At 71.6% G+C, this 21,464-nt stretch carries 20 protein-coding genes; 15 read left to right on the top strand and 5 right to left on the bottom strand.

Annotated features, from left to right (window positions below):
- Positions 1 to 18: 18 nt before the first annotated feature.
- Together EIL87_RS07190 and EIL87_RS07185 are read left to right on the top strand one after the other, a co-directional pair.
- Complete coding sequence (locus EIL87_RS07190) at positions 19 to 837, top strand: alpha/beta fold hydrolase (protein WP_125089751.1); 819 nt, start codon at positions 19 to 21, stop codon at positions 835 to 837.
- 177 nt (positions 838 to 1,014) lie between these two features.
- Complete coding sequence (locus EIL87_RS07185) at positions 1,015 to 2,265, top strand: MFS transporter (RefSeq protein ID WP_233576084.1); 1,251 nt, start codon at positions 1,015 to 1,017, stop codon at positions 2,263 to 2,265.
- A 51-nt stretch (positions 2,266 to 2,316) separates the two neighbouring features.
- Here EIL87_RS07185 and EIL87_RS07180 read toward each other — a convergent pair whose 3' ends face one another.
- The 3 genes from EIL87_RS07180 to EIL87_RS07170 all read right to left on the bottom strand — a co-directional run bounded on the left by EIL87_RS07180 (position 2,317) and on the right by EIL87_RS07170 (position 3,994).
- The gene (locus EIL87_RS07180) at positions 2,317 to 2,811 is read right to left on the bottom strand and encodes a DinB family protein (protein WP_125089750.1); all 495 of its coding nucleotides are present in this window, start codon (positions 2,809 to 2,811) and stop codon (positions 2,317 to 2,319) included.
- 191 nt (positions 2,812 to 3,002) lie between these two features.
- Positions 3,003 to 3,503 carry a DinB family protein gene (locus EIL87_RS07175; protein WP_125089394.1) on the bottom strand — a complete coding sequence of 167 codons (501 nt, stop codon included), beginning with the start codon at positions 3,501 to 3,503 and terminating at the stop codon, positions 3,003 to 3,005.
- Between the two features lie 32 nt (positions 3,504 to 3,535).
- Positions 3,536 to 3,994: an NUDIX domain-containing protein gene (locus tag EIL87_RS07170; protein ID WP_125089393.1), complete on the bottom strand. Its 459-nt coding sequence runs from the start codon at positions 3,992 to 3,994 to the stop codon at positions 3,536 to 3,538.
- A 65-nt stretch (positions 3,995 to 4,059) separates the two neighbouring features.
- Here EIL87_RS07170 and EIL87_RS07165 point away from each other — a divergent pair, with 65 nt between their 5' ends.
- Positions 4,060 to 5,085: a DNA polymerase IV gene (locus EIL87_RS07165; RefSeq protein WP_125089392.1), complete on the top strand. Its 1,026-nt coding sequence runs from the start codon at positions 4,060 to 4,062 to the stop codon at positions 5,083 to 5,085.
- Here the strand turns inward: EIL87_RS07165 and EIL87_RS07160 are convergent.
- Positions 5,050 to 5,532 (bottom strand): Lrp/AsnC family transcriptional regulator, encoded by a 483-nt coding sequence (locus EIL87_RS07160; protein WP_125089391.1) that lies wholly within the window; start codon positions 5,530 to 5,532, stop codon positions 5,050 to 5,052. The genes EIL87_RS07165 and EIL87_RS07160 overlap by 36 nt on opposite strands.
- Positions 5,533 to 5,662: 130 nt before the next feature.
- On the opposite strand from EIL87_RS07160, the gene EIL87_RS07155 reads away from it, so the two are divergent.
- The 5 genes from EIL87_RS07155 (at position 5,663) to EIL87_RS07135 (ending at position 12,827) form a co-directional block, all read left to right on the top strand.
- Positions 5,663 to 7,954, top strand: a complete 2,292-nt coding sequence (locus EIL87_RS07155; RefSeq protein ID WP_125089390.1) for a transketolase-like TK C-terminal-containing protein — start codon at positions 5,663 to 5,665, stop codon at positions 7,952 to 7,954.
- 49 nt (positions 7,955 to 8,003) lie between these two features.
- Positions 8,004 to 8,933, top strand: coding sequence for an acetamidase/formamidase family protein (locus tag EIL87_RS07150; protein WP_233576083.1), 930 nt, complete (start codon positions 8,004 to 8,006; stop codon positions 8,931 to 8,933).
- A gap of 105 nt (positions 8,934 to 9,038) precedes the next feature.
- Positions 9,039 to 10,736: a TIGR03767 family metallophosphoesterase gene (locus tag EIL87_RS07145; protein WP_199740296.1), complete on the top strand. Its 1,698-nt coding sequence runs from the start codon at positions 9,039 to 9,041 to the stop codon at positions 10,734 to 10,736.
- Between the two features lie 61 nt (positions 10,737 to 10,797).
- The gene (locus tag EIL87_RS07140; protein WP_125089389.1) at positions 10,798 to 11,637 is read left to right on the top strand and encodes a universal stress protein; all 840 of its coding nucleotides are present in this window, start codon (positions 10,798 to 10,800) and stop codon (positions 11,635 to 11,637) included.
- A 65-nt stretch (positions 11,638 to 11,702) separates the two neighbouring features.
- Positions 11,703 to 12,827 carry an NDMA-dependent alcohol dehydrogenase gene (locus EIL87_RS07135; protein WP_125089388.1) on the top strand — a complete coding sequence of 375 codons (1,125 nt, stop codon included), beginning with the start codon at positions 11,703 to 11,705 and terminating at the stop codon, positions 12,825 to 12,827.
- Between the two features lie 94 nt (positions 12,828 to 12,921).
- Here EIL87_RS07135 and mftR read toward each other — a convergent pair whose 3' ends face one another.
- Positions 12,922 to 13,476 (bottom strand): mycofactocin system transcriptional regulator, encoded by a 555-nt coding sequence (mftR, locus tag EIL87_RS07130; protein ID WP_233576082.1) that lies wholly within the window; start codon positions 13,474 to 13,476, stop codon positions 12,922 to 12,924.
- Between the two features lie 154 nt (positions 13,477 to 13,630).
- On the opposite strand from mftR, the gene mftA reads away from it, so the two are divergent.
- The 7 genes from mftA (at position 13,631) to EIL87_RS07095 (ending at position 21,460) form a co-directional block, all read left to right on the top strand.
- Positions 13,631 to 13,714: a mycofactocin precursor MftA gene (mftA, locus tag EIL87_RS07125; RefSeq protein ID WP_407690524.1), complete on the top strand. Its 84-nt coding sequence runs from the start codon at positions 13,631 to 13,633 to the stop codon at positions 13,712 to 13,714.
- Between the two features lie 2 nt (positions 13,715 to 13,716).
- A complete protein-coding gene (mftB, locus tag EIL87_RS07120; RefSeq protein ID WP_125089385.1) occupies positions 13,717 to 13,989 on the top strand; it encodes a mycofactocin biosynthesis chaperone MftB in 273 nt (90 codons plus the stop codon).
- 276 nt (positions 13,990 to 14,265) lie between these two features.
- Positions 14,266 to 15,453 (top strand): mycofactocin radical SAM maturase, encoded by a 1,188-nt coding sequence (mftC, locus tag EIL87_RS07115; RefSeq protein ID WP_125089384.1) that lies wholly within the window; start codon positions 14,266 to 14,268, stop codon positions 15,451 to 15,453.
- Positions 15,450 to 17,318 carry a mycofactocin system FadH/OYE family oxidoreductase 1 gene (locus EIL87_RS07110; protein WP_125089383.1) on the top strand — a complete coding sequence of 623 codons (1,869 nt, stop codon included), beginning with the start codon at positions 15,450 to 15,452 and terminating at the stop codon, positions 17,316 to 17,318. The genes mftC and EIL87_RS07110 overlap by 4 nt, the downstream gene beginning before the upstream one ends.
- Positions 17,315 to 19,258 (top strand): mycofactocin system FadH/OYE family oxidoreductase 2, encoded by a 1,944-nt coding sequence (locus EIL87_RS07105; RefSeq protein ID WP_125089382.1) that lies wholly within the window; start codon positions 17,315 to 17,317, stop codon positions 19,256 to 19,258. Before EIL87_RS07110 ends, EIL87_RS07105 begins: the two co-directional genes overlap by 4 nt.
- Positions 19,255 to 20,181, top strand: a complete 927-nt coding sequence (locus tag EIL87_RS07100) for a mycofactocin-associated electron transfer flavoprotein alpha subunit (RefSeq protein ID WP_125089381.1) — start codon at positions 19,255 to 19,257, stop codon at positions 20,179 to 20,181. The genes EIL87_RS07105 and EIL87_RS07100 overlap by 4 nt, the downstream gene beginning before the upstream one ends.
- Positions 20,174 to 21,460, top strand: a complete 1,287-nt coding sequence (locus EIL87_RS07095; protein ID WP_125089380.1) for an FAD-dependent oxidoreductase — start codon at positions 20,174 to 20,176, stop codon at positions 21,458 to 21,460. Before EIL87_RS07100 ends, EIL87_RS07095 begins: the two co-directional genes overlap by 8 nt.
- The last annotated feature ends 4 nt before the right edge of the window (positions 21,461 to 21,464 follow it).

Raw genomic sequence — 21,464 nt, 5'->3', positions numbered from 1 at the left:
ACGACTGCGGAGGTGGGGATGGGCTGGGAACTGACCGAGGTGTACGACTCGCCGCACGGCGAGGTGCGCTGGGACAGCTTCGGGGAGGGGGAGTCGGTCGTCCTGATGCACGGGACGCCGTTCTCCTCGTTCGTGTGGCGGGACGTGGCGAACGCGCTGAGCGCGCACTACCGCGTCCACCTGTGGGACATGCCCGGGTACGGCACCTCGGAGAAGTTCGAGGGGCAGGACGTGTCGCTGGCGGCGCAGCAGGAGGTCTTCACCGGCCTGCTGCGCCACTGCGGCCTCAACGAACCTTCGGTGGTCGCGCACGACTTCGGCGGGGCCGTGGCGCTGCGCAGCGCGCTGCTGGACGGGGTGAAGTACCGGCGGCTGGCGCTGCTCGACGCGGTCAGCGTCCGGCCGTGGGGCTCGGACTTCTTCCGGCTGGTCAACGCCAACGCCGAGGTGTTCGCCCAGCTGCCACCGCACCTGCACGAGGCGCTGGTGCGCGGTTACGTGAGCACCGCGGCGCACCGGGAGCTGCGGCCGGACGTGCTGGACCGGGTGGTCGCGCCGTGGCTCGGCGAGGTGGGGCAGCCGGCGTTCTACCGGCAGATCGCCCAGGCCGACGAGCGCTACACCCGCGAGGTCGAGGACCGCTACGGCGAACTCGACCACCCGGTGCTCGTCGGGTGGGGCGAGGAGGACACGTGGCTCCCGGTCGACCGAGGCCGTGAGCTGGCGCGGCGCATCCCGCACGCCCGGCTGGAGTGGATCCCGCAGGCCGGCCACCTCGTCCAGGAGGACAACCCGGCTCGGGTCACGGCGCTGATCATGGACTTCTTGGCCTCCTGACCGCCCACGATGCGGGAGCCCCGTCTCGGGACGTGGTCGCCGAGAGTTAAGGTGGGTTCGTCCGTTCGTGTTAATCAGGAGGTTCGGCACATGACTGTCGGCCATGCCTCGTCACCAGAGGTGCGGGGCTCCGGGGAATCGGGGCCGCAGGCTCCACGCAACTCGACCCGACAGGTCGTGCTCGCCAGCCTCGTGGGCACCTCGATCGAGTTCTACGACTTCTACGTCTACGCCACGGCCGCGGTGCTGGTCTTCCCGAGCCTTTTCTTCCCGGCGGGGGACGATGCGGCAGCGACGCTGAACTCGCTGGCGACCTTCGGCATCGCCTTCGTGGCGCGCCCGGTCGGCTCGGCGCTGTTCGGCCACTTCGGCGACCGCATCGGCCGCAAGGCGACGCTGGTGGCCTCGCTGCTGACCATGGGCATTTCGACCGTGGTGATCGGCCTGCTGCCGGGTTACGCGCAGATCGGCATCGTCGCCCCGCTGCTGCTGGCGCTGTGCCGGTTCGGCCAGGGCCTGGGCCTGGGCGGTGAGTGGGGCGGTGCGGCGCTCCTGGCGACGGAGAACGCGCCACCGCGCAAACGCGCGCTGTTCGGCACGTTCCCGCAGCTGGGTGCGCCCATCGGGTTCTTCTTCGCCAACGGCCTGTTCCTGGTCCTCTCCGGCGTCATGTCCGACGCCGCGTTCGCCTCCTGGGGCTGGCGGATCCCGTTCCTGCTCTCGGCGGTGCTGGTGGTCGTCGGCCTGTGGGTGCGGTTGAGCCTGAGCGAAACCCCGGCGTTCGCGAAGGTGCTGGAGAAGAACGAGCGGGCGAAGGTGCCGTTCGTGCAGGTCTTCCGCACCGACTTCAAGGCCTTGGTGCTGGGCACGTTCATCATGCTGGCGACCTACGTGCTGTTCTACCTGATGACGGTGTTCTCGCTGTCCTACGGGACCTCCGAGGGCGGCCTGGGCTACGAGCGCTCCACGTTCCTGGTGATGCTGCTGGTCGGCGTGGTGTTCTTCGGCCTCACGGTGCCGATCGCGGGTCTGCTGGCCGACCGCTACGGCCGTCGTCCCACGCTCGTGGTCACCACCAGCGCGATCATCGTGTTCGGCCTGCTCATGGGCCCGTGGTTCGGTGCCCACTCGACCGTGGCGACCGTGCTGTTCCTGGTGGTCGGGCTCGGCCTGATGGGCATGACCTTCGGCCCGATGGGCGCCCTGCTGCCGGAGCTGTTCCCGACCGCGGTGCGCTACACCGGCGCGTCTGTGTCCTACAACGTGGCCAGCCTGCTGGGCGCCTCGGTCGCGCCCTACATCGCCACCTGGCTGGCCGGTTCCTACGGCCTGGGCTGGGTCGGTGTCTACCTGGCGGTGGCCGGCGCGATCACGCTGTTCGCCCTGATCGCCAGCCGCGAGACCAAGGAGAGCTCCCTGGAGGGCTGAGGATCGGCAGGTCAGGCCCCGCCCGGCGACTCCGGGCGGGGCCTGACTGCGTCATTCGCCGGTGCTGCCGTCGATGGCCTCGCGCAGCAGGTCCGCGTGGCCGTTGTGGCGGGCGTACTCCTCGATCATGTGGACCAGCACGAACCGCAGCGAGAAGTCGTCGTCCCACCCGGGCCGGGAGAACGCCGAGTCGAGCGACTCCACCGCCCGCTCGATCTCGCGGGCCCTCCCGACCTCGGCCTCCCAGGTGCTGAACGCCTCGGCGGAAACCGCCCCGGTGACGTCGAAGGCGTGCTGATGAGCACCCCACACCCGGGGCAGGTCGTGCTCGGCGCCGACGCACCGCCGGAACCAGGCGCGCTCCACGTCGGCCATGTGCCTGACCAGGCCGAGCAGCGTCAGCTCCGACGGTGGTGCGGCCTGCTTCCGCAGCTGGTCCTCGTCGAGCCCCGCGCACTTCCCGGCGAGGGTGGCCCGCTGGTAGTCGAGGAAACCGACGAGTGTGTCACGTTCGCCGCCGGTCAGCGGCGGTTCGATCCGGTCCATCGCGGCAGTATCCCGGCACGGGCACAACGCTTGGTCGAGATCGCGGGAAATCGCCTCGCCGCGTGTCACGCCCGGGCCCTCCAGCTCTTCCAGCAGGCGGTTGACGAAGGTCACCTGCGCGGGGTCGAGCTTCTCGCGTGCGGTGTCGGGGTCGCGCCACAGCAAAGCGACCGCGCGGGGCCGTCGTCGCTTCAGTCCGCGGTCGTGCCGTCGAGCGCTTCGCGCAGCAGGTCGGCGTGGCCGTTGTGCCGGGCGTACTCCTCGATCATGTGCACCAGCACGAACCGCAGCGTCACGCGTTCCTGCCACCTCGGCTGCCACAGCAGCGCGTCCAGCGAGTCGATCGAGCGCTCGACCTCGCGGGCGCGCTCCACCTCGGCGTTCCACTTCGCGAACGCCTCCGCGGGGTCGGCTCCGGTGACGTCGAAGGCGACCTGGAAGTCGTCCCGCGCCCACACCCTGGGCAGGTCGTGCTCGGCGTTGGCGCACAGCCGGAACCAGGCGCGCTCGACCTCGGCCATGTGCCGGACCAGCCCGAGCAGCGTCAGCTGGGACGGCGGTGCTGCGGGCTCGCGGAGCTGCTCGCCGGACAGCCCCGCGCACTTGTGCGTCAGGACGTCGCGGTGGTGGTCGAGGAACCCGCGCAGCGTCTCGCGCTCACCGCCGGTCAACGGCGGTTCGATCTTCTCCATGCGAGCAGTGTTGCCGACCAGGGCAGCCGGTTTCAGCGCTTCAGCTGTTCCAGCAGGCGGTCGACGAAGGCCACCTGCGCGGGGTTGAGCTTCTCGCGGGCGGTGTCGGGATCGCACCACAGGGCTCGGTCGACCTCGGGGAACGAGGTCCGGCGGCCGGAGCGGGGCGGCCACTCGATCTCGAAGGTGTTGCTGTGCAACGAGTCCACGTCGAAGTCGCCCTCGACGGCCCAGGCGGTGACGACCTTGCCGTTGCGCTGGCGCACCTCGCCGAGCGGCAGCAGGTCGCGGCCGTCGAGGGACGTGCCGGTCTCCTCGGCGAACTCGCGCAGCGCCGCGGCGCGCGGGTCCTCGTCGGGGTCGTGCTCGCCCTTCGGCAGGCTCCACGCCCCGGCGTCCTTGTTCGTGAAGAACGGCCCGCCGGGGTGGACGATCAGCACGCGCGGCCCCTCGGCTCGGTACAGCAGGATCCCGGCGCTCCGCTTGCTCATCGGACCAGTGTCGCGCACCGGCGCGGGACCTGGCGGAAGCGGGCGTTCCCGACGATGCTGACCACGTGGAACGGGTGGTGCTGCACATCGACCTCGACCAGTTCATCGTCGCCGTGGAACTGCTGCGGCACCCCGAGCTGGTCGGCAAGCCGGTGCTGGTCGGCGGCTCGGGCGACCCGACCCAGCGCGGTGTGGTCGCCGGCGCCTCCTACGAAGCGCGCGCCCACGGCGTGAAGTCGGGGACGCCGCTGCGCACCGCGGCGGCGCGTTGCCCGGAGGCGGTCTTCCTGCCCGCCGACCGCGAGACCTACCTCGCGGCCTCGGCCGACGTGATGGGCGCGTTGGGCGAACTGGGCGGGATCTTGGAGGTCGTCGGCTGGGACGAGGCGTTCATGCTGGTCGACACGGAGGACGCCGTGGAGACCGCCCGCCTGGTCCAGCGCCACGTGCGCGAACGCACCGGGCTGAACTGCTCGGTCGGCATCGGGGACAACAAGCTGCGCGCGAAGCTGGCCTCCGCCAGGGGCAAGCCCGCCGGGGTGTTCCGGCTGGACGTCACCAACTGGGTCGAGGTGATGGCCGACCAGCCCACCGACGCGCTGCAGGGCGTGGGGACCAAGACGGCCAAGAAGCTCGCCGCCCGGGGCATCGCCACGGTCGCCGACCTGGCCCGGACCCCGATGGCGGACCTGGCGGGGGAGTTCGGGCCCAACATCGGCCCGTGGCTGGTGGCGCTCGCCCACGGCTACGACTCCAGCCCGGTCAGCGACGAGCCCTTCCGCGCCCGCTCGCACGGCCGCGAGGTCACCTTCCAGCGCGACCTGCGCGAGGTCGAGCCGATGCGCGCCGAGATCACCCGCCTGGCCCGCCAGGTGTGCGCGGACCTCGCCGCCGACGACACGCTGGCCCGCCGGGTGGTGGTCAAGGTCCGCGACTCCCGCTTTGCCACCCACACCCACGGGGTCACACTCGCCGCACCCACCCGGGACGTCGAACCGGTCGAAGCCGCAGCGCAGCAGGCCCTGGACAAGTTCCCGCTGGACCGCCCGGTGCGCCTACTCGGCGTCCGGGCGGAGCTTGTCCGCGAGTAGCGGGGTGAGGCGGTACTCGACGAGGGTGCGCATCGCGAGGGAGAAGTGGGTGCGCTCGACGCCCGGGGTGTCGAGGACGCGTCCCGCGATCCGGTAGAGCTGGTCGGCGTCGGTGGCGACCACCCGCACGAGCAGGTCGGACTCGCCGGTGAGCCCGAAGACCTCGACCACCTCGGGGATCTCAGCCAGCGCATCGGCGAGCCGGTCGAGGTGCTGCTGGGTGACCTGCACGGTGATGAACGCCGTCAGCGGGTAGCCCAGGGTCGAGGGATCGATGCGGCGCTCGAAGGAACCGAGCCTCGGCTCCAGCTTGGCCAACCTGGCCTGGACCGTGTTGCGGGACAACCCGACCCGTTCGGCCAGCGCGACCACGGTCGCCCGCGGTTCCTCGCGCAGGGCCAGCAGCAGTCGGACGTCGACGTCGTCGAGCGGCTCGGCGGTGGGCAATCTGTTCACCTCGGCGGTCGTTCCGGCCCGGCGCGCTGAGCAGATTGCTCGTTCGTGAAGCCGGGTCTTGTGCAGTGATTGTCGTGTTGGTGTGCTGCTGAGCGCAATGTGGCAACCCGGAGGAGGCGCGATGACGAGCGTGGAACGGGCGCGCACGGAGACGGCGGACCTGCGCGAGGTCGAGCAGCGGGTGCTGTGGCTGGCGACCGCGATGATCGACCACGCCAACCGGGTGCGGCCGAACGGATCGGGGCTCAAGGTCGGCGGGCACCAGGCGTCCTGCGCCTCGATGGTGTCGATCATGACCGCGCTGTACTTCGAGCACCTCACCGCGGCCGACCGCGTGTCGGTGAAGCCGCACGCCTCGCCGGTGCTGCACGCGATCAACTACCTGCTGGGCGCGCTCGACGAGGAGCACCTGACCACGCTGCGCGAGTTCGGCGGGATCCAGAGCTACCCGAGCCGCACCAAGGACCCGGACCCGGCCGACTACTCGACCGGATCGGTCGGCATCGGTGCCACCGCGCCGATCTGGGGCGCCGTGGCCCGCCGCTACGTCGACACCCACGGCGGGGGCGTGGGCACCGGACGGCAGTACTCGCTGCTCGGGGACGCCGAGCTCGACGAGGGCGCCTGCTGGGAGGCGATCCTGGACCCGACCGTCGCCGACCTCGGCGAGGTGGTGTGGATCGTCGACCTCAACCGTCAGTCGCTGGACCGCGTGGTGCCCAACATCGCGGCCAACCGGCTCGCGGGCATGTTCACCGCCGCCGGCTGGCAGGTGATCACCCTCAAGTACGGGCAGGTGCTGGAGGAGCTGTTCGCTCGGCCCGGCGGCGCGGCGCTGCGCGAGCGCGTCGACGGCATGAGCAACCCCGAGTACCAGCGCCTGCTGCGCTGCACGCCGCAGCAGCTGCGCGAGCGGATCCCGGCCGGTGACACCGCGATCGAGCGTCTGCTGTCCGAAGTGGACGACGACACGCTGGCGGCGGCCATCCGCAACCTGGGCGGGCACGACCTGGACGCGCTGCACTCGGCGTTCGAGGCGATCGACGACACCCGGCCGAGCGTCATCTTCGCCTACACCATCAAGGGCTACGGCCTGGCCACCGAAGGCCACCCGCAGAACCACGGTTCGCTGCTCACCGAGGAGCAGATGCGGCAGTTGGCCGACCAGGTCGGCGCCGACCTCGACGACCCGTGGCACCGCTTCCCGGCGAGCAGTCCGGCTGGGGAGCGCTGTGCGGACGCGGCGTCCCGGCTGCGCCGTCGCGAACGCGCCCGCGTGAAGCCGCCCCGGCTGCCCGACGACATCGGCCGCACGCCGAGCGGCACCACCACGACCCAGGCCGCGCTGGGGCGCACCCTGCTCGACCTCACCCGCGAGTGCCCGCAGGCGGCCGAGCGGATCGTGACGCTGGCGCCCGACGTCAGCTCCACCACCAACCTCGGTGGCTGGCTGAACAAGGTCGGCGTGTGGTCGCCGTCCGAGCGGGTGGACTGGTTCGCCGACGACGCCGAGACGATCCTGCACTGGCGGGAACGCCCCGCCGGGCAGCACATCGAGCTGGGCATCGCCGAGACGAACCTGGTCAGCCTGCTGGGCGAGCTCGGGTCGACCTGGAGCCGCTGGGGGCAGCCGCTGCTGCCGATCGGCGTGGTCTACGACTGCTTCCTGGGGCGGGCGCTGGAACCGTGGTCGTTCGGCGTCTACGCGGGCGGCCAGTCGATCCTGGTCGGTACGCCCTCCGGGGTGAGCCTGGCGCCCGAGGGCGGCGCGCACCAGTCGGTCGGCACGCCCTCGATCGGCCTCGAGCAGCCGGGCGTGACCAGCTACGAACCCGCGTTCGCCCTCGACACCGAATGGTGCCTGCTCGCCGCGATGTCCCAGCTCGGCAGGCCGGGTGGTTCCTCGTCCTACCTGCGGCTGTCGACCCGTCCGGTGGACCAGTCGCTGGCCTCGGTGCCCACCGACCTGGCAGCCCGCGAGCGACGTCGCCACCAGGTCGTCGGCGGGGCGTACGCGCTTCGGCGCGACCCCGACCCGCAGGTGACGCTGGTCGGGACAGGCGCGCTGATGACCGAGGTGCTGGCCGCGGCCGATCGGCTGGCCGCCCAGGGCATCGGCGCCGACGTCGTGTGCGTGACCAGCGCGGACCTGCTGTTCCGCGCGCACCGGGGCGACGCGGACCGGGGCGTGCTGGACCAGGTGTTCCCGGCGGAGCGGGCGCGTCCGCTGGTGACCGTCCTGGATGGACACCCGCACGCGCTGGCGTTCCTCGCCGGCGTCAACCGGACCCCGGCCGTCCACCTGGGCGTCACGGGCTTCGGGCAGTCCGGTTCACTCGACGACGTCTACCGCCACCACGGCTTGGACACCGGCAGCATCGTGCGCGCCGCGCTCGACGCCACCCACCGCTGAGGGGGCCGCTCGCTTGGCCACGGGCGTCCGCCCTGGTTGGGTGGTGCCCGTGGCAGGAGTGGAGGGTTCGTCGAAGGTCAGGGCGGAAGCGGGCACCGTGGTCGACGTGTTCGACCGGGACGTCGCGCCGGTGCTCACGGTGGACGCCGGTGCTGTGGTGTCGGTGCAGTCGCTCGACTGCCGCGGACACCTGCAGCGGCAGCGGGTTCCCGGCGAGTCCCGCCCGATGCTGTTCGCCGAGCCACGAGGGCATTGCCTGACCGGGCCGATCGCGGTGCGCGGCGCCAAGCCCGGGATGGTGCTGGCGGTGCACTTCGAGGAGCTCGTCCCCGCGGAGTGGGGCTGGACGGCGACCGCGGGCAAGGACAACTGGCTGATGCGCCGGTTGCGGGTGGCCGGGGCCGAGCGGACCTGGTTGCTGTGGGAGCTCGACGGCGAGACCGGTACCGACCAGCACGGGCACACCGTGCGGCTGCAGCCGTTCCTCGGCGTGGTCGGCATGCCGCCGGACGCGCCCGGCGAGCACTCCACGATCCCGCCGCGCGCCGAGGGCGGCGGGAACATCGACTGCCGCGAGCTCGTCGCGGGCTCGACGCTGTACCTGCCGGTCACCGTCCCGGGCGCGATGCTGCTGCTCGGCGACGGGCACGCCAGGCAGGGCGACGGCGAGGTCGGGGGCACCGCGATCGAGTGCGGCATGACCACCCGCGTGCGGCTGGACCTCGTGGTGGACCGCCCGGTTCCCGGCGTGCACGCCGAGACACCCGCGGGCCTGGTCACCTTCGGGTTCGACGCCGACCTCAACGAGGCCACCGCGACGGCGCTGAGCGCGGTGGTGGACTGGTTGCAGATCGAGCAAGCCCTGGACCGGCCCTCCGCGCTCGCCCTGGCCAGCGCGACCGTGGACATGCGCATCACCCAGATCGCCAACGAGACCTGGGGTGTGCACGCGCTGCTGCCGACGGACGCGATCAGCTGAGCGTTCCACCGCCGTTCGCCCGCTTTTCACCTGAACCGAGGTGTTCCGCACCCGCAGAACGTGAAAGGTTTTCTGATCAGCTGCGAGTTGATCAGAGGACGGGACATGGCGGATGTGAGCAGGCGCGGGTTCATGCTGGCCGCGGGGATGACGGGCATGGCACTGGGTGGGGCGGGCACCGCCCCGGCCACGTCCAGGTTGGCGGGCTCCCGGACGGTGCCCACGACCCTCGACGTGGCGGCTCGGCCGGCCACCGGGGAGGGCTACCGGCGGTTGGTCGCCGGACCCGGCTGGCCGCGAGTGGTCCGCAACGACCTCGCCGTCGCCGATCCCGGCCGGATCGACCGGCGCGTGCCGGTCACCGCGTTCACGCAGTTCACCGACCTGCACATCGCCGACGCGCAGAGCCCGGCGCGCTTCGAGTACCTGCACCCGCTGGCCGGAGGCGCCTTCCGGCCGCAGGAGACGATGGGCGCACTGGCCGCAGCGCACCTGGTGCAGCGGGTCAACGCGCTGCGCACCGGCCCGGCCACCGGGACGCCGGTCGACTTCGTGATCACCACCGGCGACAGCACCGACAACCACGAGTTCGCCGAGCTCGACTGGTACTTCGCCGTCCTCAACGGAGGGCCGCTCGCGCAGAACACCGGTGCCGCCCACTACGAAGGCGTCCAGGACTCGGGCGACCCGCTGTACTGGCATCCCGAAGGGGGCCTGCGGGACTGCTTCCGCGAGCGGGGCTTCCCGGCGCTGCCAGGCCTGCTCACCGACGCCCTGCGGCCCTTCAGCAGCCCGGGGCTGGACATCCCGTGGTACGCGGTGTTCGGCAACCACGACAACAGCGTCATGGGCACCCTCGCGGACCAGGTCATCCCGCGGGTGGAGGACTGGTACACCGGTGATCGCAAGATCATCGGACGGGACGAGCGGGAAGCCGCCGCCATCGCCGAGATGCTGCACGGCGAGCGCGAGGTCTCCGGGCAGGCGGTCCTGGGCGGCAACGCCGTCGTGCGCACCGTGACCCCGGACGAGCGGCGGCACCCCTTCACCACGGAGCAGTTCATCGCCGCCCACCTCGACGAGGCCAACACCGGACCGGGACCGGTCGGGCACGGTTTCGACGCCGACGACCCCCGGCCGCACTACACGTTCCGGATCGCGCCGGGCGTCACCGGGATCGCGCTGGACAGCACCAACACCGCCGGTCTCGCCGAGGGTTCGCTCGGGCTCAGCCAGCACCGGTGGCTGGAGGAGGTGCTCACCAGCGGGAGCTCGACCTACTACGACGCGCTCGGGCGCGAGCAGTCCCAGCTCGTCACCGACGAGCTGTTCGTGGTGTTCAGCCACCACACCTCGGACACCATGACGGCGCTGTGGCCGGACTTCCGCTCGCCCGGTGAGCCCCGGGTGGGCGGGGACGGCGTGGTCCGGCTGCTCCAGCGCTTCCCCAACGTGCTGGCCTGGGTCAACGGCCACACCCACCGCAACACCATCACCGCGCACCCGGCCGACGAGCCCGAACGCGGCTTCTGGGAGATCAGCACCGCCTCGCACGTCGACTTCCCGCAACTGGCGCGGGTCGTCGAGATCGCCGACAACCGCGACGGCACGCTGTCGCTGTTCACAACCCTGGTCGAGGCCGACAGCCCCTACCAGGCCGACTACGACGACCGCTCGCCCGCGGCGCTCGCCTCGCTGTACCGGGAGCTGTCCTTCAACGACCCGCACACCGACCTGGAGAAGCTCGGCAGCTCCACCGACCGCAACACCGAGCTGCTCGTGCCGGGCCGCCTGCCGCACTGATCCGGAAGGCGAGTCCTGCTCCGTTCGAGCACCCTGGAAGGGATCGACGGGGGAGGCCGTGATGAACGTCGTGGTGGGAGTCGACGGCTCGGCGGTCGCGCGCAACGCGGCGGCCTGGGCGGCGCGCGAAGCGGTGCGGCGGGGGAGCGGGCTGCGGATCGTCTACGCGGACCCGACGGAGCACCCGGGCAAGGAGCACCTGCGGCCCAACGTCGCGCGCTGGCTCGACGACGCGGTGCAGCACGTCCAGGCTCAGCAGCCCGACGTCAAGGTGACCTCCGCGGCCATCGCCGGTTCACCCGAGCGGGTGCTCGTGGCGGAGTCGGCCGACGCCGAGCTCCTCGTCGTCGGCGACCGCGGCTTCGGCGGGTTCACCGGCCTGCTGGCCGGCGCGGTGGCGGTCAAGGTCGCCTCGCACGCGCACGGCTCGGTCGTCGTGGTCCCGGACGTGGGCGACCCGCCGACCTTCCCCACCGCCGGACCGGTCGTCGCCGGTGTCGACGACGCCGAATCGGCCGAACCGGTGCTCGCCGAGGCCTTCCGGAGGGCCGACGACCTCGGCGAACAGCTGCACGTCGTGCACACCTGGGAGGTCGTCGGCCTCGACCTGAGGTGGCTGCGAACCCGGTTGCCCGCCGAGGAGGTCGCCGAGCAGGAGCAGCTGTTCCTCGCCGAGGCGCTGGCCGGGTGGCGGGAGCGCTACCCCAACGTCGACGTGCAGCGGATCGTGAACCGGGGCTCTCCGGTGAACGCGTTGATCAACCACTCGACCGAGGCACAACTGGTGATCGTCGGCGCGCACGGACGAGGCGGTGTCGCGGGCGCTCACCTGGGATCGACCAGCCACAAGCTCATCCACCACTCCCCGGCGCCGCTGCTGATCGTCCGATCTCGGCCTTGACTTCAGCGTGACCGGGTTCTCATTCTCGGACGCGCATGTTCTTCCGCACTCGACGAGGAGTGGTTATGAAGACGAAGGCCGCGATTCTGCACGAGCCGGGCAGGGACTGGGAAATCGAAGAGATCGAACTGGGCGATCCGATCGAAGGCGAAGTGCAGGTGAGGCTCGCGGCCTCGGGCCTGTGCCACTCCGACGAGCACTTGCGGACCGGCGCCACCCCGGTGGCCATCTACCCCGCCGTGGGCGGGCACGAGGGCGCCGGTGTGGTCACGAAGGTGGGACCCGGCGTCACCGGGATCAACGAGGGCGACCACGTGGTGCTCACCTTCATCCCCGGCTGCGGCCGCTGCCGGGCCTGCGCCAAGGGCATGCAGAACCTCTGCGACGCCGGCGCGAACCTGCTGACGGGCGAGGCGATCTCCGGCGGTCACCGCATCACCTACCAGGGCAAGCCGGCCGCGCCGATGTGCCTGCTGGGCACCTTCGCGCCGTACGTGACGGTCAACCAGGCGTCGGTGCAGACCATCGAGAACGACATCCCGCTCGAGAAGGCCGCGCTGCTGGGCTGCGGTGTCTCGACCGGGTGGGGCACCGCCACCGAGATCGGCGAGACCCGCACCGGTGACACCACCGTGGTCGTGGGCTGCGGCGGTGTCGGCATCAACGCCGTGCAGGGCGCGGCCGCGGCGGGCGCACGCTACGTCGTGGCCGTCGACCCGGTGGACTTCAAGCGGTCCAAGGCCGAAGAGCTCGGCGCCACGCACTCCTTCGCCTCGATGGAGGAGGCGCACGAGGCGGTGAACGAGCTGACCTGGGGTCAGCTGGCCGACCAAGTGCTGATCTGCATCGGCGAGACCACCGGCGAGCACCTGCAGCCGGCGCTGTCGATGACCAAGAAGGGCGGGCAGGTCGTGGTCACCGGCATGGGCCGCGCCGACCAGATCGACGCCCAGCTCAGCCTGTTCGAGCTCACGTTGCTGCAGAAGCGGGTCCAGGGCGCGATCTTCGGCGGTGTCAGCCCGCGCACCCAGATCCCGCGACTGCTCGAGCACTACCGCAACGGCACGCTCAAGCTCGACGAGCTGGTCACCACCGAGTACAAGCTGGAGGACATCAACAACGGCTACGCGGACATGCGGGCCGGCAAGAACCTGCGCGGCATCATCCGCTACACCGACGCCGACTACTGATCGAGCACGTCGCTCGGCGGTCCGGCTGACCGGACCTGAGCAGCTCCGCGGACTCCGCGCACCGCTCCTGGTGCGCGGAGCCCGCTGCGTCTCGTCATCCGGTGTGCGCGAGTGCGAGCTCGCGCATCGCCGTGTCCAACAGGTCCGAGAGCTCCAGCTCCGGGTGGTCCAGCCAGTGCTGGTACGCCGACAGAGCCACGCCGAGCGTGGCGTGCGCGACCGTCTGCGGGGTCAGCGCGGTGGAGGGCTGGGCGATGCGGCGACCGACGAACTCGGCCACCACCTCGCGCCAGGACTCGAAGCGCAACGTCGAATGCGCTTGCAGCGCGGGCACTCCCAGGATCAGCCGCATCCTCCTGCGGTGGTCGGGGACCTGCTCGCCGGGCACCCGGTTGAACTCGACCAGGCAGTGCCGCACCGCGTCCATCAGCGGTAGTTCCTCCGGCAGCGCGCGGAACTCGGCGCGCATCCGCTCCAGGCCGGAGTCGAAGTCCCCCCACGGGATGTCGTTCTTCGACGGGAAGTAGTGGAAGAACGTGCGACGCGCGATGCCCGCCGCGGCCGCGATGTCGGTGACCGTGGTGCGGTCGAACCCCTGCTCGTCGAACAGGTCGAAGGCGACCTTCTCCAATTCCGCCGCACTGGTCACCTTTCGGCGTCCACCAGGTCGCTGTGCTGCTCCAGAAGTGTCAGACCGCAACGGATCCCGCTCCACGTCTTGTGAAAGTGCACTCGGTGCAAATACCGTGTCGATGGTAGCTCGAGACTGTGAGGAGCATCGCATGGCCGACCAGCAGACCGACATGAGCACCGCCACCGAACCCGTTGTCGAAGAGGAGCTCCTCGTCGAGGAGGTCTCCATCGACGGCATGTGCGGGGTCTACTGACCGTGTCCGCCGCGGAGTTCGACGTCGGCCGCGGCTACCGGTTGAACCCCCAGGTCGCGTTGCGCCCCGAGCCCTTCGGGGCGCTCGCGTACCACTTCGGCAACCGGAAGCTGTCGTTCCTGAAAGTGCCCGAACTGGTGGAACTCGTGCGTGAGCTCGGCGAGCACGCCAGCGTGGAGGACGCGCTGGCGACCGTTCCCGAGCAACGGCGCTCGCAGTTCCGCAACGCCCTGGCCTCCCTGGCCAACTCAGACATGATCCGCCCCCAAGACTGACCACCACTTCGCGCGGTGACGGCGGCAAACCCAGAAGAAGTCTCCCTTCCACCATGTTTCGCGCACGGCTGACCCGCATGAAGATGCGGCGGCAGCCGCTCTTCCGAGAGGGGACTCACCGTGCACCGCCGCAGGTTCTGGCCGGCTTCGTGGCGAGTACGCCGCGACGCCGCGTCGTGACCTGCTCAAGGAGCGGCGCACGGAGCCGCAGAGCCGCTCAGGTTCTGCTACCCGCACCGCTGAGCAAACACGCCCACTCGACCGAAGTGAGCCGAGATGACTTCTACTGCTGCTGTTCCGGCACTGGTCGAGCAGTTCAAGGGCGGGCTGGACGCCCCGATCTGCTTGACCTGGGAGTGGACCTACGCCTGCAACCTCGCCTGCGAGCACTGCCTGTCCTCCTCGGGCAGGCGTGATCCCGACGAGCTGTCGACCGCCGAGATGAAGGCGGTCATCGACGAACTGCAGCGGATGCAGGTCTTCTACGTCAACGTCGGCGGTGGTGAACCCACCGTGCGGCCCGACTTCTGGGAACTCCTCGACTACGCCATCGACCACCAGGTCGGGGTCAAGTTCTCCACGAACGGGTTGCGCATCGACGCCGAACGCGCGCGCAGGCTGGCCGCCACCGACTACGTCGACGTGCAGATCTCCCTCGACGGCGCCACCCGTGAGGTCAACGACGCCGTGCGCGGGCCCGGGTCGTTCGACATGGCGATGCGCGCGCTGGAGAACCTCTCCGCGGCGGGCATGCGCGACTTCAAGATCTCAGTGGTGATGACCAGCCAGAACGTCGACCAGCTCGACGACTTCAAGTCCATCGCCGACGGGTTCGGCGCGCAGCTGCGCATCACCCGGCTGCGGCCCTCCGGCCGCGGCGCCGACGTGTGGGACGAGCTGCACCCGTCCGACGCGCAGCAGCGGCAGATCTACGACTGGCTGGTCACCCACGGCGACCAGGTGCTGACCGGGGATTCCTTCTTCCACCTCAACGCGCTGGGTTCCACGCCGTTGCCGGGGTTGAACCTGTGCGGCGCGGGCCGGGTCGTGTGCCTGATCGACCCGGTCGGAGACGTCTACGCGTGCCCCTTCGCGATCCACGACGTGTTCAAGGGCGGGAACGTCCGCGAGGAGGGCGGTTTCGCCCGCGTGTGGCGGGAATCGGAGCTGTTCAACGACCTGCGGCAGCCGCAGTCCGCGGGTGCGTGCGCCTCCTGCTCGCAGTTCGACGCCTGCCAGGGCGGCTGCATGGCGGCGAAGTTCTTCACCGGTCTGCCGCTGGACGGACCGGATCCGGAGTGCGTGCAGGGGCACGGACGAACCGCGCTGTCCATCGTGGACAAGGGTGCGCTGCCGAAGGCGACCCAGGACCACTCCCGGTCGTCCCAGCGCAAGGTCGGGCTGGGCATGCCCGCCGTGCCCGCCAAGCCGTGCGACTCGTCGCCGCTGGTGGGCGAGCCGTGAAGCTCACCGAACCGGTCGTGATCGGCCGGACCTCGGCCCCGTCGCGGGTGCTGTTCGGCCCGCACGAGACGAACCTCGGTCGGGGCCGGGACATCTCGGACCGGCACGTCGCCTACTACGCCGCACGCGCCGCGGGTGGTGCCGGCGTGCTGGTGACCGAGATCGCGAGCGTGCACGACTCCGACTGGCCCTACGAGCGCGCGCCGCTGGCGTCGCGCTGCGGTCCCGGGTGGACCGAGGTCGCCGAAGCGTGCCGCCCACACGGGACGGTCGTGCTCGCCGGACTGGGACACGCGGGGTCGCAGGGTTCTTCGGCGTTCTCGCAGCGCGTGCTGTGGGCGCCTTCGCGGGTGGCCGACGTGGCCAGCCGCGAGATGCCCGCAGAGCTCGAGCAGGCCGAGATCGCCGAGCTGGTGGCCGGTTTCGCCTCGGCCGCGGGTGAGGCGGTGCGCAGCGGGCTGCACGGGGTCGAGGTCAACGCCGGCCAGCACTCGCTGCTGCGGCAGTTCCTGTCCGGGTTGACCAACCACCGCGGCGACGACCACGGCACCGACCGCACCCGGCTGGTGCGCGAGGTCCTCGCCGCGGTGCGCGAGTCGATCGGGGACGGCGTCCTCTCACTGCGGCTGTCCTGCGACGAGCTCGCCCCGTGGGCCGGCATCACGCCCGACGCCGCTGCGGGGATCGTCGAGGCGGTCCGTGACGAGGTCGACCTGCTCGTGGTCGTCCGGGGATCGGCGATGGGCACCTCGGCCACCCGGCCGGACCTGCACACCGAACCCGGCTTCAACGTCGAGCTGTGCCGCGCGATCCGCGAGGTCGCCGGGAGCACTCCGGTGGTCCTGCAGGGCAGCGTCGTCGACCCCGGCCAGGCGCAGTGGGCGCTCGACGACGGCGTCGCGGACCTCGTCGAGATGACCCGCGCCCAGATCGCCGACCCGGACCTGGTCACCAAGACCCGCAGCGGGACCCCGGTGCGCCCGTGCGTGCTGTGCAACCAGAAGTGCGCCGTCCGCGACAACCGCAACCCCCTGGTCAGCTGCGTCGTCAACCCCTCGGCCGGTCATGAGACCGAGGAGGACCCGGCACCGGCCCGCAGCGCGCGGGAGCCGGTGCTGGTGGTGGGCGCCGGCCCCGCCGGGCTGGAAGCCGCTCGGGTGCTGGCCTCGCGCGGGCGTGCTGTCGAGGTCGTCGAGCGGTGCGAGCAGGTCGGCGGCGCGGTGCGGCACGCCGCCGCACTGGCCGGCCGAGGCCGGTTGTGGAACTTCGTCGAGTGGCTGGAGCAGGAGGTCCGGCGGCTCGGCGTCGACGTGCGCCTCGGCACCGAAGCCGGCCCGGAGGATCTGGCCGGACACGAGGTCGTGGTGGCCACCGGGTCGGTGCCCGGGCCCTGGGGGTTCAAGGTCGAGGGAGGCGTGGTGCTCGACGTCGTCGAGGCGGTGAGCCGAGAGGTTCCCGGCGGCCCGGTCGTCGTGCACGACCCCGTGGGCGACCACGTCGGAGTCGGCGTGGCCGAGTTGCTGGCGAGCCGGGGTGTGGAGACGGCAATCGTGACGCAGGATCAGGTGGTGGGCACGCAACTCGCGCTGACCGGCGACCTCGCTGACGCCAACGCCCGGCTGCAACGGGCCGGGGTGGCGCTCGAGAAGCGCTCCCTGCTGCGCGAAGTGCACGCCGACCACGTCGTGCTGGAGGACGTCCACACCGCCGAGACCCGGCACCGCCCGGGGGCCGCGGTGGTCCACTGCGGACACCGGCTGCCGGACCAGAGCCTGGAGGGCACGCCCATCGGCGACTGCGTGGCACCGCGCACGATCCACGAGGCGGTCCTGGAAGGCCGCCGGGTGGCGGGAGGTCTGCGATGAGCCGCTACCTGTTCTCCCCGCTGCGGCTGGGTCCGGTGACGGTGTCGAACCGCATCGTGTTCTCCGCGCACCTCACCAACTACGCGGAGGACGGCCACCCCAGCGAGCAGCACGCCGCTTATTACGCGGCGCGCGCCGCGGGGGGCGCCGGGCTGGTGATCACCGAAGAGCACTCGACCCACCCGACCGACTGGCCCTACGAGAAGCTCATCCACGGCTTCCACCCCTCGGTCATCCCGGGGTACCGGCGCATCACCGAGGCCGTGCACGCTCACGGGACGCCGATCTTCGCGCAGCTCAACCACAACGGCGGGCAGGCGTCCTCGATGTACTCGCGGCTGCCGGTGTGGGCGCCCTCGGCGGTGCCGGACCCGATGTTCCGCGAAGTGCCCAAGGCCATCGACCCCCGCGAGATCGCGGAGGTCGTCGCCGGGTACGGCACCGTGGCGGCGCACTGCGCGGAAGGCGGTTTCGACGGCGTGGAGCTGCAGTGCTCGCACTCCTCGATCGTCCGCGGGTTCCTGTCCCCGGCCACCAACAAGCGCACCGACGAGTACGGGGGTTCGCTGGCCGGGCGGGCCCGCATCCTGCTGGAGATCATCGCTGCGGTCCGCGAGGCCCTCGGCCCGGACCGGGCGCTCGGCGTGCGGATCTGCGGTGACGAGCTCATCGAAGGCGGCACCACCATCGACGAGGCGGTCGAGGTCGCCCGGATGGTGGAGGCGACCGGCCAGGTCGACTACATCAACACCTCGATCGGCGTGGCCACCTCGACGCTGTACATGATCGAGGCCTCGATGGCCATCCCGCCGGGGTACGCGTTGTTCATCTCCAACGCCATCCGGCAGGCGGTGGACCTGCCGGTCGTCGGCGTCGGACGCATCAAGGACCCGCTGCAGGCCGAGCGAGCCCTGGAGGAGGGGCACTGCGACCTGGTCGGCGTGGTGCGCGGGCAGATCGCCGACGCGGACTTCGCCGCCAAGGCGCGTTCCGGGCACGCCACCGACATCCGCACGTGCCTGTCCTGCAACCAGGAGTGCGTCGGGCGGATGGGCCTCAACCGCTGGCTCGGCTGCATCGAGAACCCGCGCACGGGACGGGAGTCCACCGTGCTGCCGATGCCGCGCAGGCGGCACCGGGTGCTGGTGGCCGGCGGCGGACCGGCCGGGCTGCAGGCCGCGGCCACCGCCGCCGAACGCGGCCACCACGTCACGCTCTTCGAACGGGCCGCCGAGACCGGCGGGCAGGTCGCACAAGCCGCGAGCGTGCCGGGACGCGCCGAATTCCTCGACATCGTGCGGAACTTGCGCGCCGAGTGCGAGCGCCACGGGGTCGACGTCAAGACCGGCGTCGAGGCCACCGCGCAGCTGCTGCGCGAGGAGCACCCCGACGCCGTCGTGCTGGCCACCGGAGCGCGCCCGCAACCACCGCACTGGGCCGGTGACCTCGAGCGCGTCGTCGACGTCCGGGACGTGCTCGCCGGAGGCGCGTCCCCGGAAGGCGACGTGCTCGTCGTCGACGAGCTCGGCTTCCACCAGGCCTCGTCGGTCGCCGAGCTGCTGGCCGACCGGGGCTGCCGGGTGCAGATCAGCACCCCGGGCATGGTCGTCTGCCAGGACCTGGGCGTCACGCTGGACATGGAGACCTTCCAGATCCGCGCGCACGCCAAGGGGATCGGGCAGCGCACCGACGAGGTCGTGATGGCCGCCTCCGCCGAGGGCGAGCGGGTGTCGCTGCAGATCCTCAAGCACACCACCGGCGAGACCGGTGAGTTCACCTTCGACTGGGTGGTGTGCGCGGTGCACCAGAGCCCGGTCGAGGAGCTGTGGCACGAGCTGCGCGACGCGCCGTTCCCGGTGCACCGCGTCGGGGACTGCCTCGCACCGCGCCGCGCCCACGCGGCCGTGGTCGAAGGGCACCGAGTGGCGGTGGGACTGTGAACGCGCTGCCCGAGGTGCTGGCGGTCGTCGTCGTCCGCGACGGCGCACTGCCCTCAGGCGCCGACGAGACCGTCGCCGAAGCCGGCGGCGCGGTGCTGCTCACCGGCACGGGCACGGTCCGCGCCGCGAAGGAGCTCACGGCCGCTCGCGCCACCTGGACCGTCGAATCCTCGCACGTCGTGCCCGGTTCGCTTGCCGCGACGCTGGCACCGCTGCTCGACGAGGTGCGGGTGGTGCTGCTGCCCGCCTCGCCCGACGGACGCGACCTCGCACCCCGCCTGGCCTTCACGACCGGCAGACCGCTGCACGCCGGTGCGGTGCGCTGCGGGACGAGCACCGCGGACCTGTCCAGGGTGGACGACGCGGTGGAGCTGCGGGTCCGCTTCGACGGGCCGGTGGTCGTCACCCTCGCACCGGGTGTGCGCGGCGTCGGCCGACCCCTCGCACCACCAGAACCCGTCGAGATCACCGCGGCACCGGCCGAGGTGCTCGACGTCGAGCTGGTCGAGGTCCGCGACCCCGAACCGGAGACCGTGGAGCTCACCGAAGCCGGTCGCATCCTCGGCGGCGGAGCCGGGCTGGTGCGGCGCGGTGAGGACGGAGCCGCCGTGATGCGCACGCTCACCGCGGTCGCCGCCTGGCTCGGCGCCTCCGCCGGAGCAACCCGGGTGGTCACCGACGCCGGGTGGGCCGGGCACGACCGGCAGATCGGCACCACCGGTGTCGTCGTCGACCCCGAGCTCTACGTCGCCTTCGGCATCTCCGGCGCCACCCAGCACACCGGAGGCCTGGGCCGGCCCGAGCACGTCGTCAGCATCAACACCGACCCGTCCTGCCCGATGACGGCGATGGCCGACCTCGGCATCATCGCCGACGCCCCCGAAGTCCTGCGCGAACTCGACCGCCGGAGACGAGATGCCTGAAGTGGACGCCGTGGTGGTCGGCGCCGGTCCCGCCGGATCGGCCGCCGCGCTCGAACTCGCCCGCGCCGGGCGCAGCGTCATCCTGCTCGAACGCGGGCCGTTCCCCGGCTCCAAGAACGTCTACGGCGGTGTCGTCTACGGCCGGGTCCTCGACGAGGTGCTGCCCGAGTGGTGGCGCGAGGTGCCGGTGCAGCGCTGGGTGACCCGCCGCAGCACGATGGTGCTCACCGACCACCAAGCCCTCACCGTCGACTTCCGCACCGAGGACTGGGGCAGCGCGCCCTACAACGGCATGACCACCTACCGCGCGGACTTCGACTCGTGGCTGGCGGGCAAGGCCGTCGAGGCGGGTGCGCGGCTGGTGACCTCCACGGTGGCCACCGACGTGCTGCGGGAGGACGGCCGCGTCGTCGGCGTGCGCACCGACCGGCCCGACGGCGACATCCGCGCGCGCGTGGTCATCGCCGCCGACGGCGTCAACTCCTTCCTCGCCAAGCAGGCCGGGCTGCTGCCCGGGACCGACCCCGAGCACCAGACGCTCGGCGTCAAGGAGACCCTGTCGTTGCCGCGCGGAACCATCGACGAGCGCTTCCAGCTCAGCGGGGACCAGGGCGCGGACTTCGAGGTCCTCGGCGGCACGGGCGAGATCGCCGGCGGCGGGTTCCTCTACACCAACCGCGACACGGTCAGCGTCGGCGTCGTCCTCTCGCTGACCGGCCTCGCCGAATCCGGCCGGCGCCCCGAGGACGTGCTCGCCGACCTCAAGGCCCACCCCGCCATCGCGCCCTACCTGCGCGGCGCTGAGCTCAAGGAGTACTCCGCGCACCTCATCCCCGAGGGCGGGTACCGCAGCATGCCACCGCTGTCCACCCCGGGGATGCTCGTCACCGGTGACGCGGCGGCGATGTGCCTGGCGGCCGGGATCTGGCTCGAGGGCGTCAACTTCGCCCTCGGGTCCGGTCTCGCAGCGGGCCGCACCGCGGCCGAAGCCGTCGAGAACGGCGGTGGGCTCGAGGGCTACCGGCAGCGGCTCGAGGGGAACTTCGTGCTCGCCGACCACAAGCGGCTGCAACGCGCGCCCGGCCTGGTCCTCTCCGACCGGGTGCAGCAGCAGTACCCGAAGGTGCTCTGCGACTTCGCCCAGGGCGTGTTCACCGTCGGCAACCCGGCGCCGAAACCCGGTCTGGGCAAGCTCTTCCGGGACACCGCCGCCCGGCACGGCGTCCGCCTGCGGCAACTGGCCGCTGACGCCTGGACCGGTCTGCGGACCTTCGGCTGAGGAG

It is taken from the genome of Saccharopolyspora rhizosphaerae, assembly GCF_003931915.1.
Taxonomy (GTDB): domain Bacteria; phylum Actinomycetota; class Actinomycetes; order Mycobacteriales; family Pseudonocardiaceae; genus Saccharopolyspora; species Saccharopolyspora rhizosphaerae.
Note: the sequence above shows the minus strand (reverse complement) of the source record. Positions and strands in the feature narration are given on the sequence as shown.

Bases quoted from the DNA above. Each gene is read 5' to 3' on its own strand.
- EIL87_RS07190 (WP_125089751.1), top strand. From the start codon at position 19: ATGGGCTGGGAACTGACCGAGGTGTACGACTCGCCGCACGGCGAGGTG.
- EIL87_RS07180 (WP_125089750.1), bottom strand. From the start codon at position 2,811: ATGGACCGGATCGAACCGCCGCTGACCGGCGGCGAACGTGACACACTC.
- EIL87_RS07175 (WP_125089394.1), bottom strand. From the start codon at position 3,503: ATGGAGAAGATCGAACCGCCGTTGACCGGCGGTGAGCGCGAGACGCTG.
- EIL87_RS07170 (WP_125089393.1), bottom strand. From the start codon at position 3,994: ATGAGCAAGCGGAGCGCCGGGATCCTGCTGTACCGAGCCGAGGGGCCG.
- EIL87_RS07155 (WP_125089390.1), top strand. From the start codon at position 5,663: ATGACGAGCGTGGAACGGGCGCGCACGGAGACGGCGGACCTGCGCGAG.
- EIL87_RS07145 (WP_199740296.1), top strand. From the start codon at position 9,039: ATGGCGGATGTGAGCAGGCGCGGGTTCATGCTGGCCGCGGGGATGACG.
- EIL87_RS07140 (WP_125089389.1), top strand. From the start codon at position 10,798: ATGAACGTCGTGGTGGGAGTCGACGGCTCGGCGGTCGCGCGCAACGCG.
- EIL87_RS07135 (WP_125089388.1), top strand. From the start codon at position 11,703: ATGAAGACGAAGGCCGCGATTCTGCACGAGCCGGGCAGGGACTGGGAA.
- mftA (WP_407690524.1), top strand. From the start codon at position 13,631: ATGAGCACCGCCACCGAACCCGTTGTCGAAGAGGAGCTCCTCGTCGAG.
- mftC (WP_125089384.1), top strand. From the start codon at position 14,266: ATGACTTCTACTGCTGCTGTTCCGGCACTGGTCGAGCAGTTCAAGGGC.
- EIL87_RS07105 (WP_125089382.1), top strand. From the start codon at position 17,315: ATGAGCCGCTACCTGTTCTCCCCGCTGCGGCTGGGTCCGGTGACGGTG.
- EIL87_RS07095 (WP_125089380.1), top strand. From the start codon at position 20,174: ATGCCTGAAGTGGACGCCGTGGTGGTCGGCGCCGGTCCCGCCGGATCG.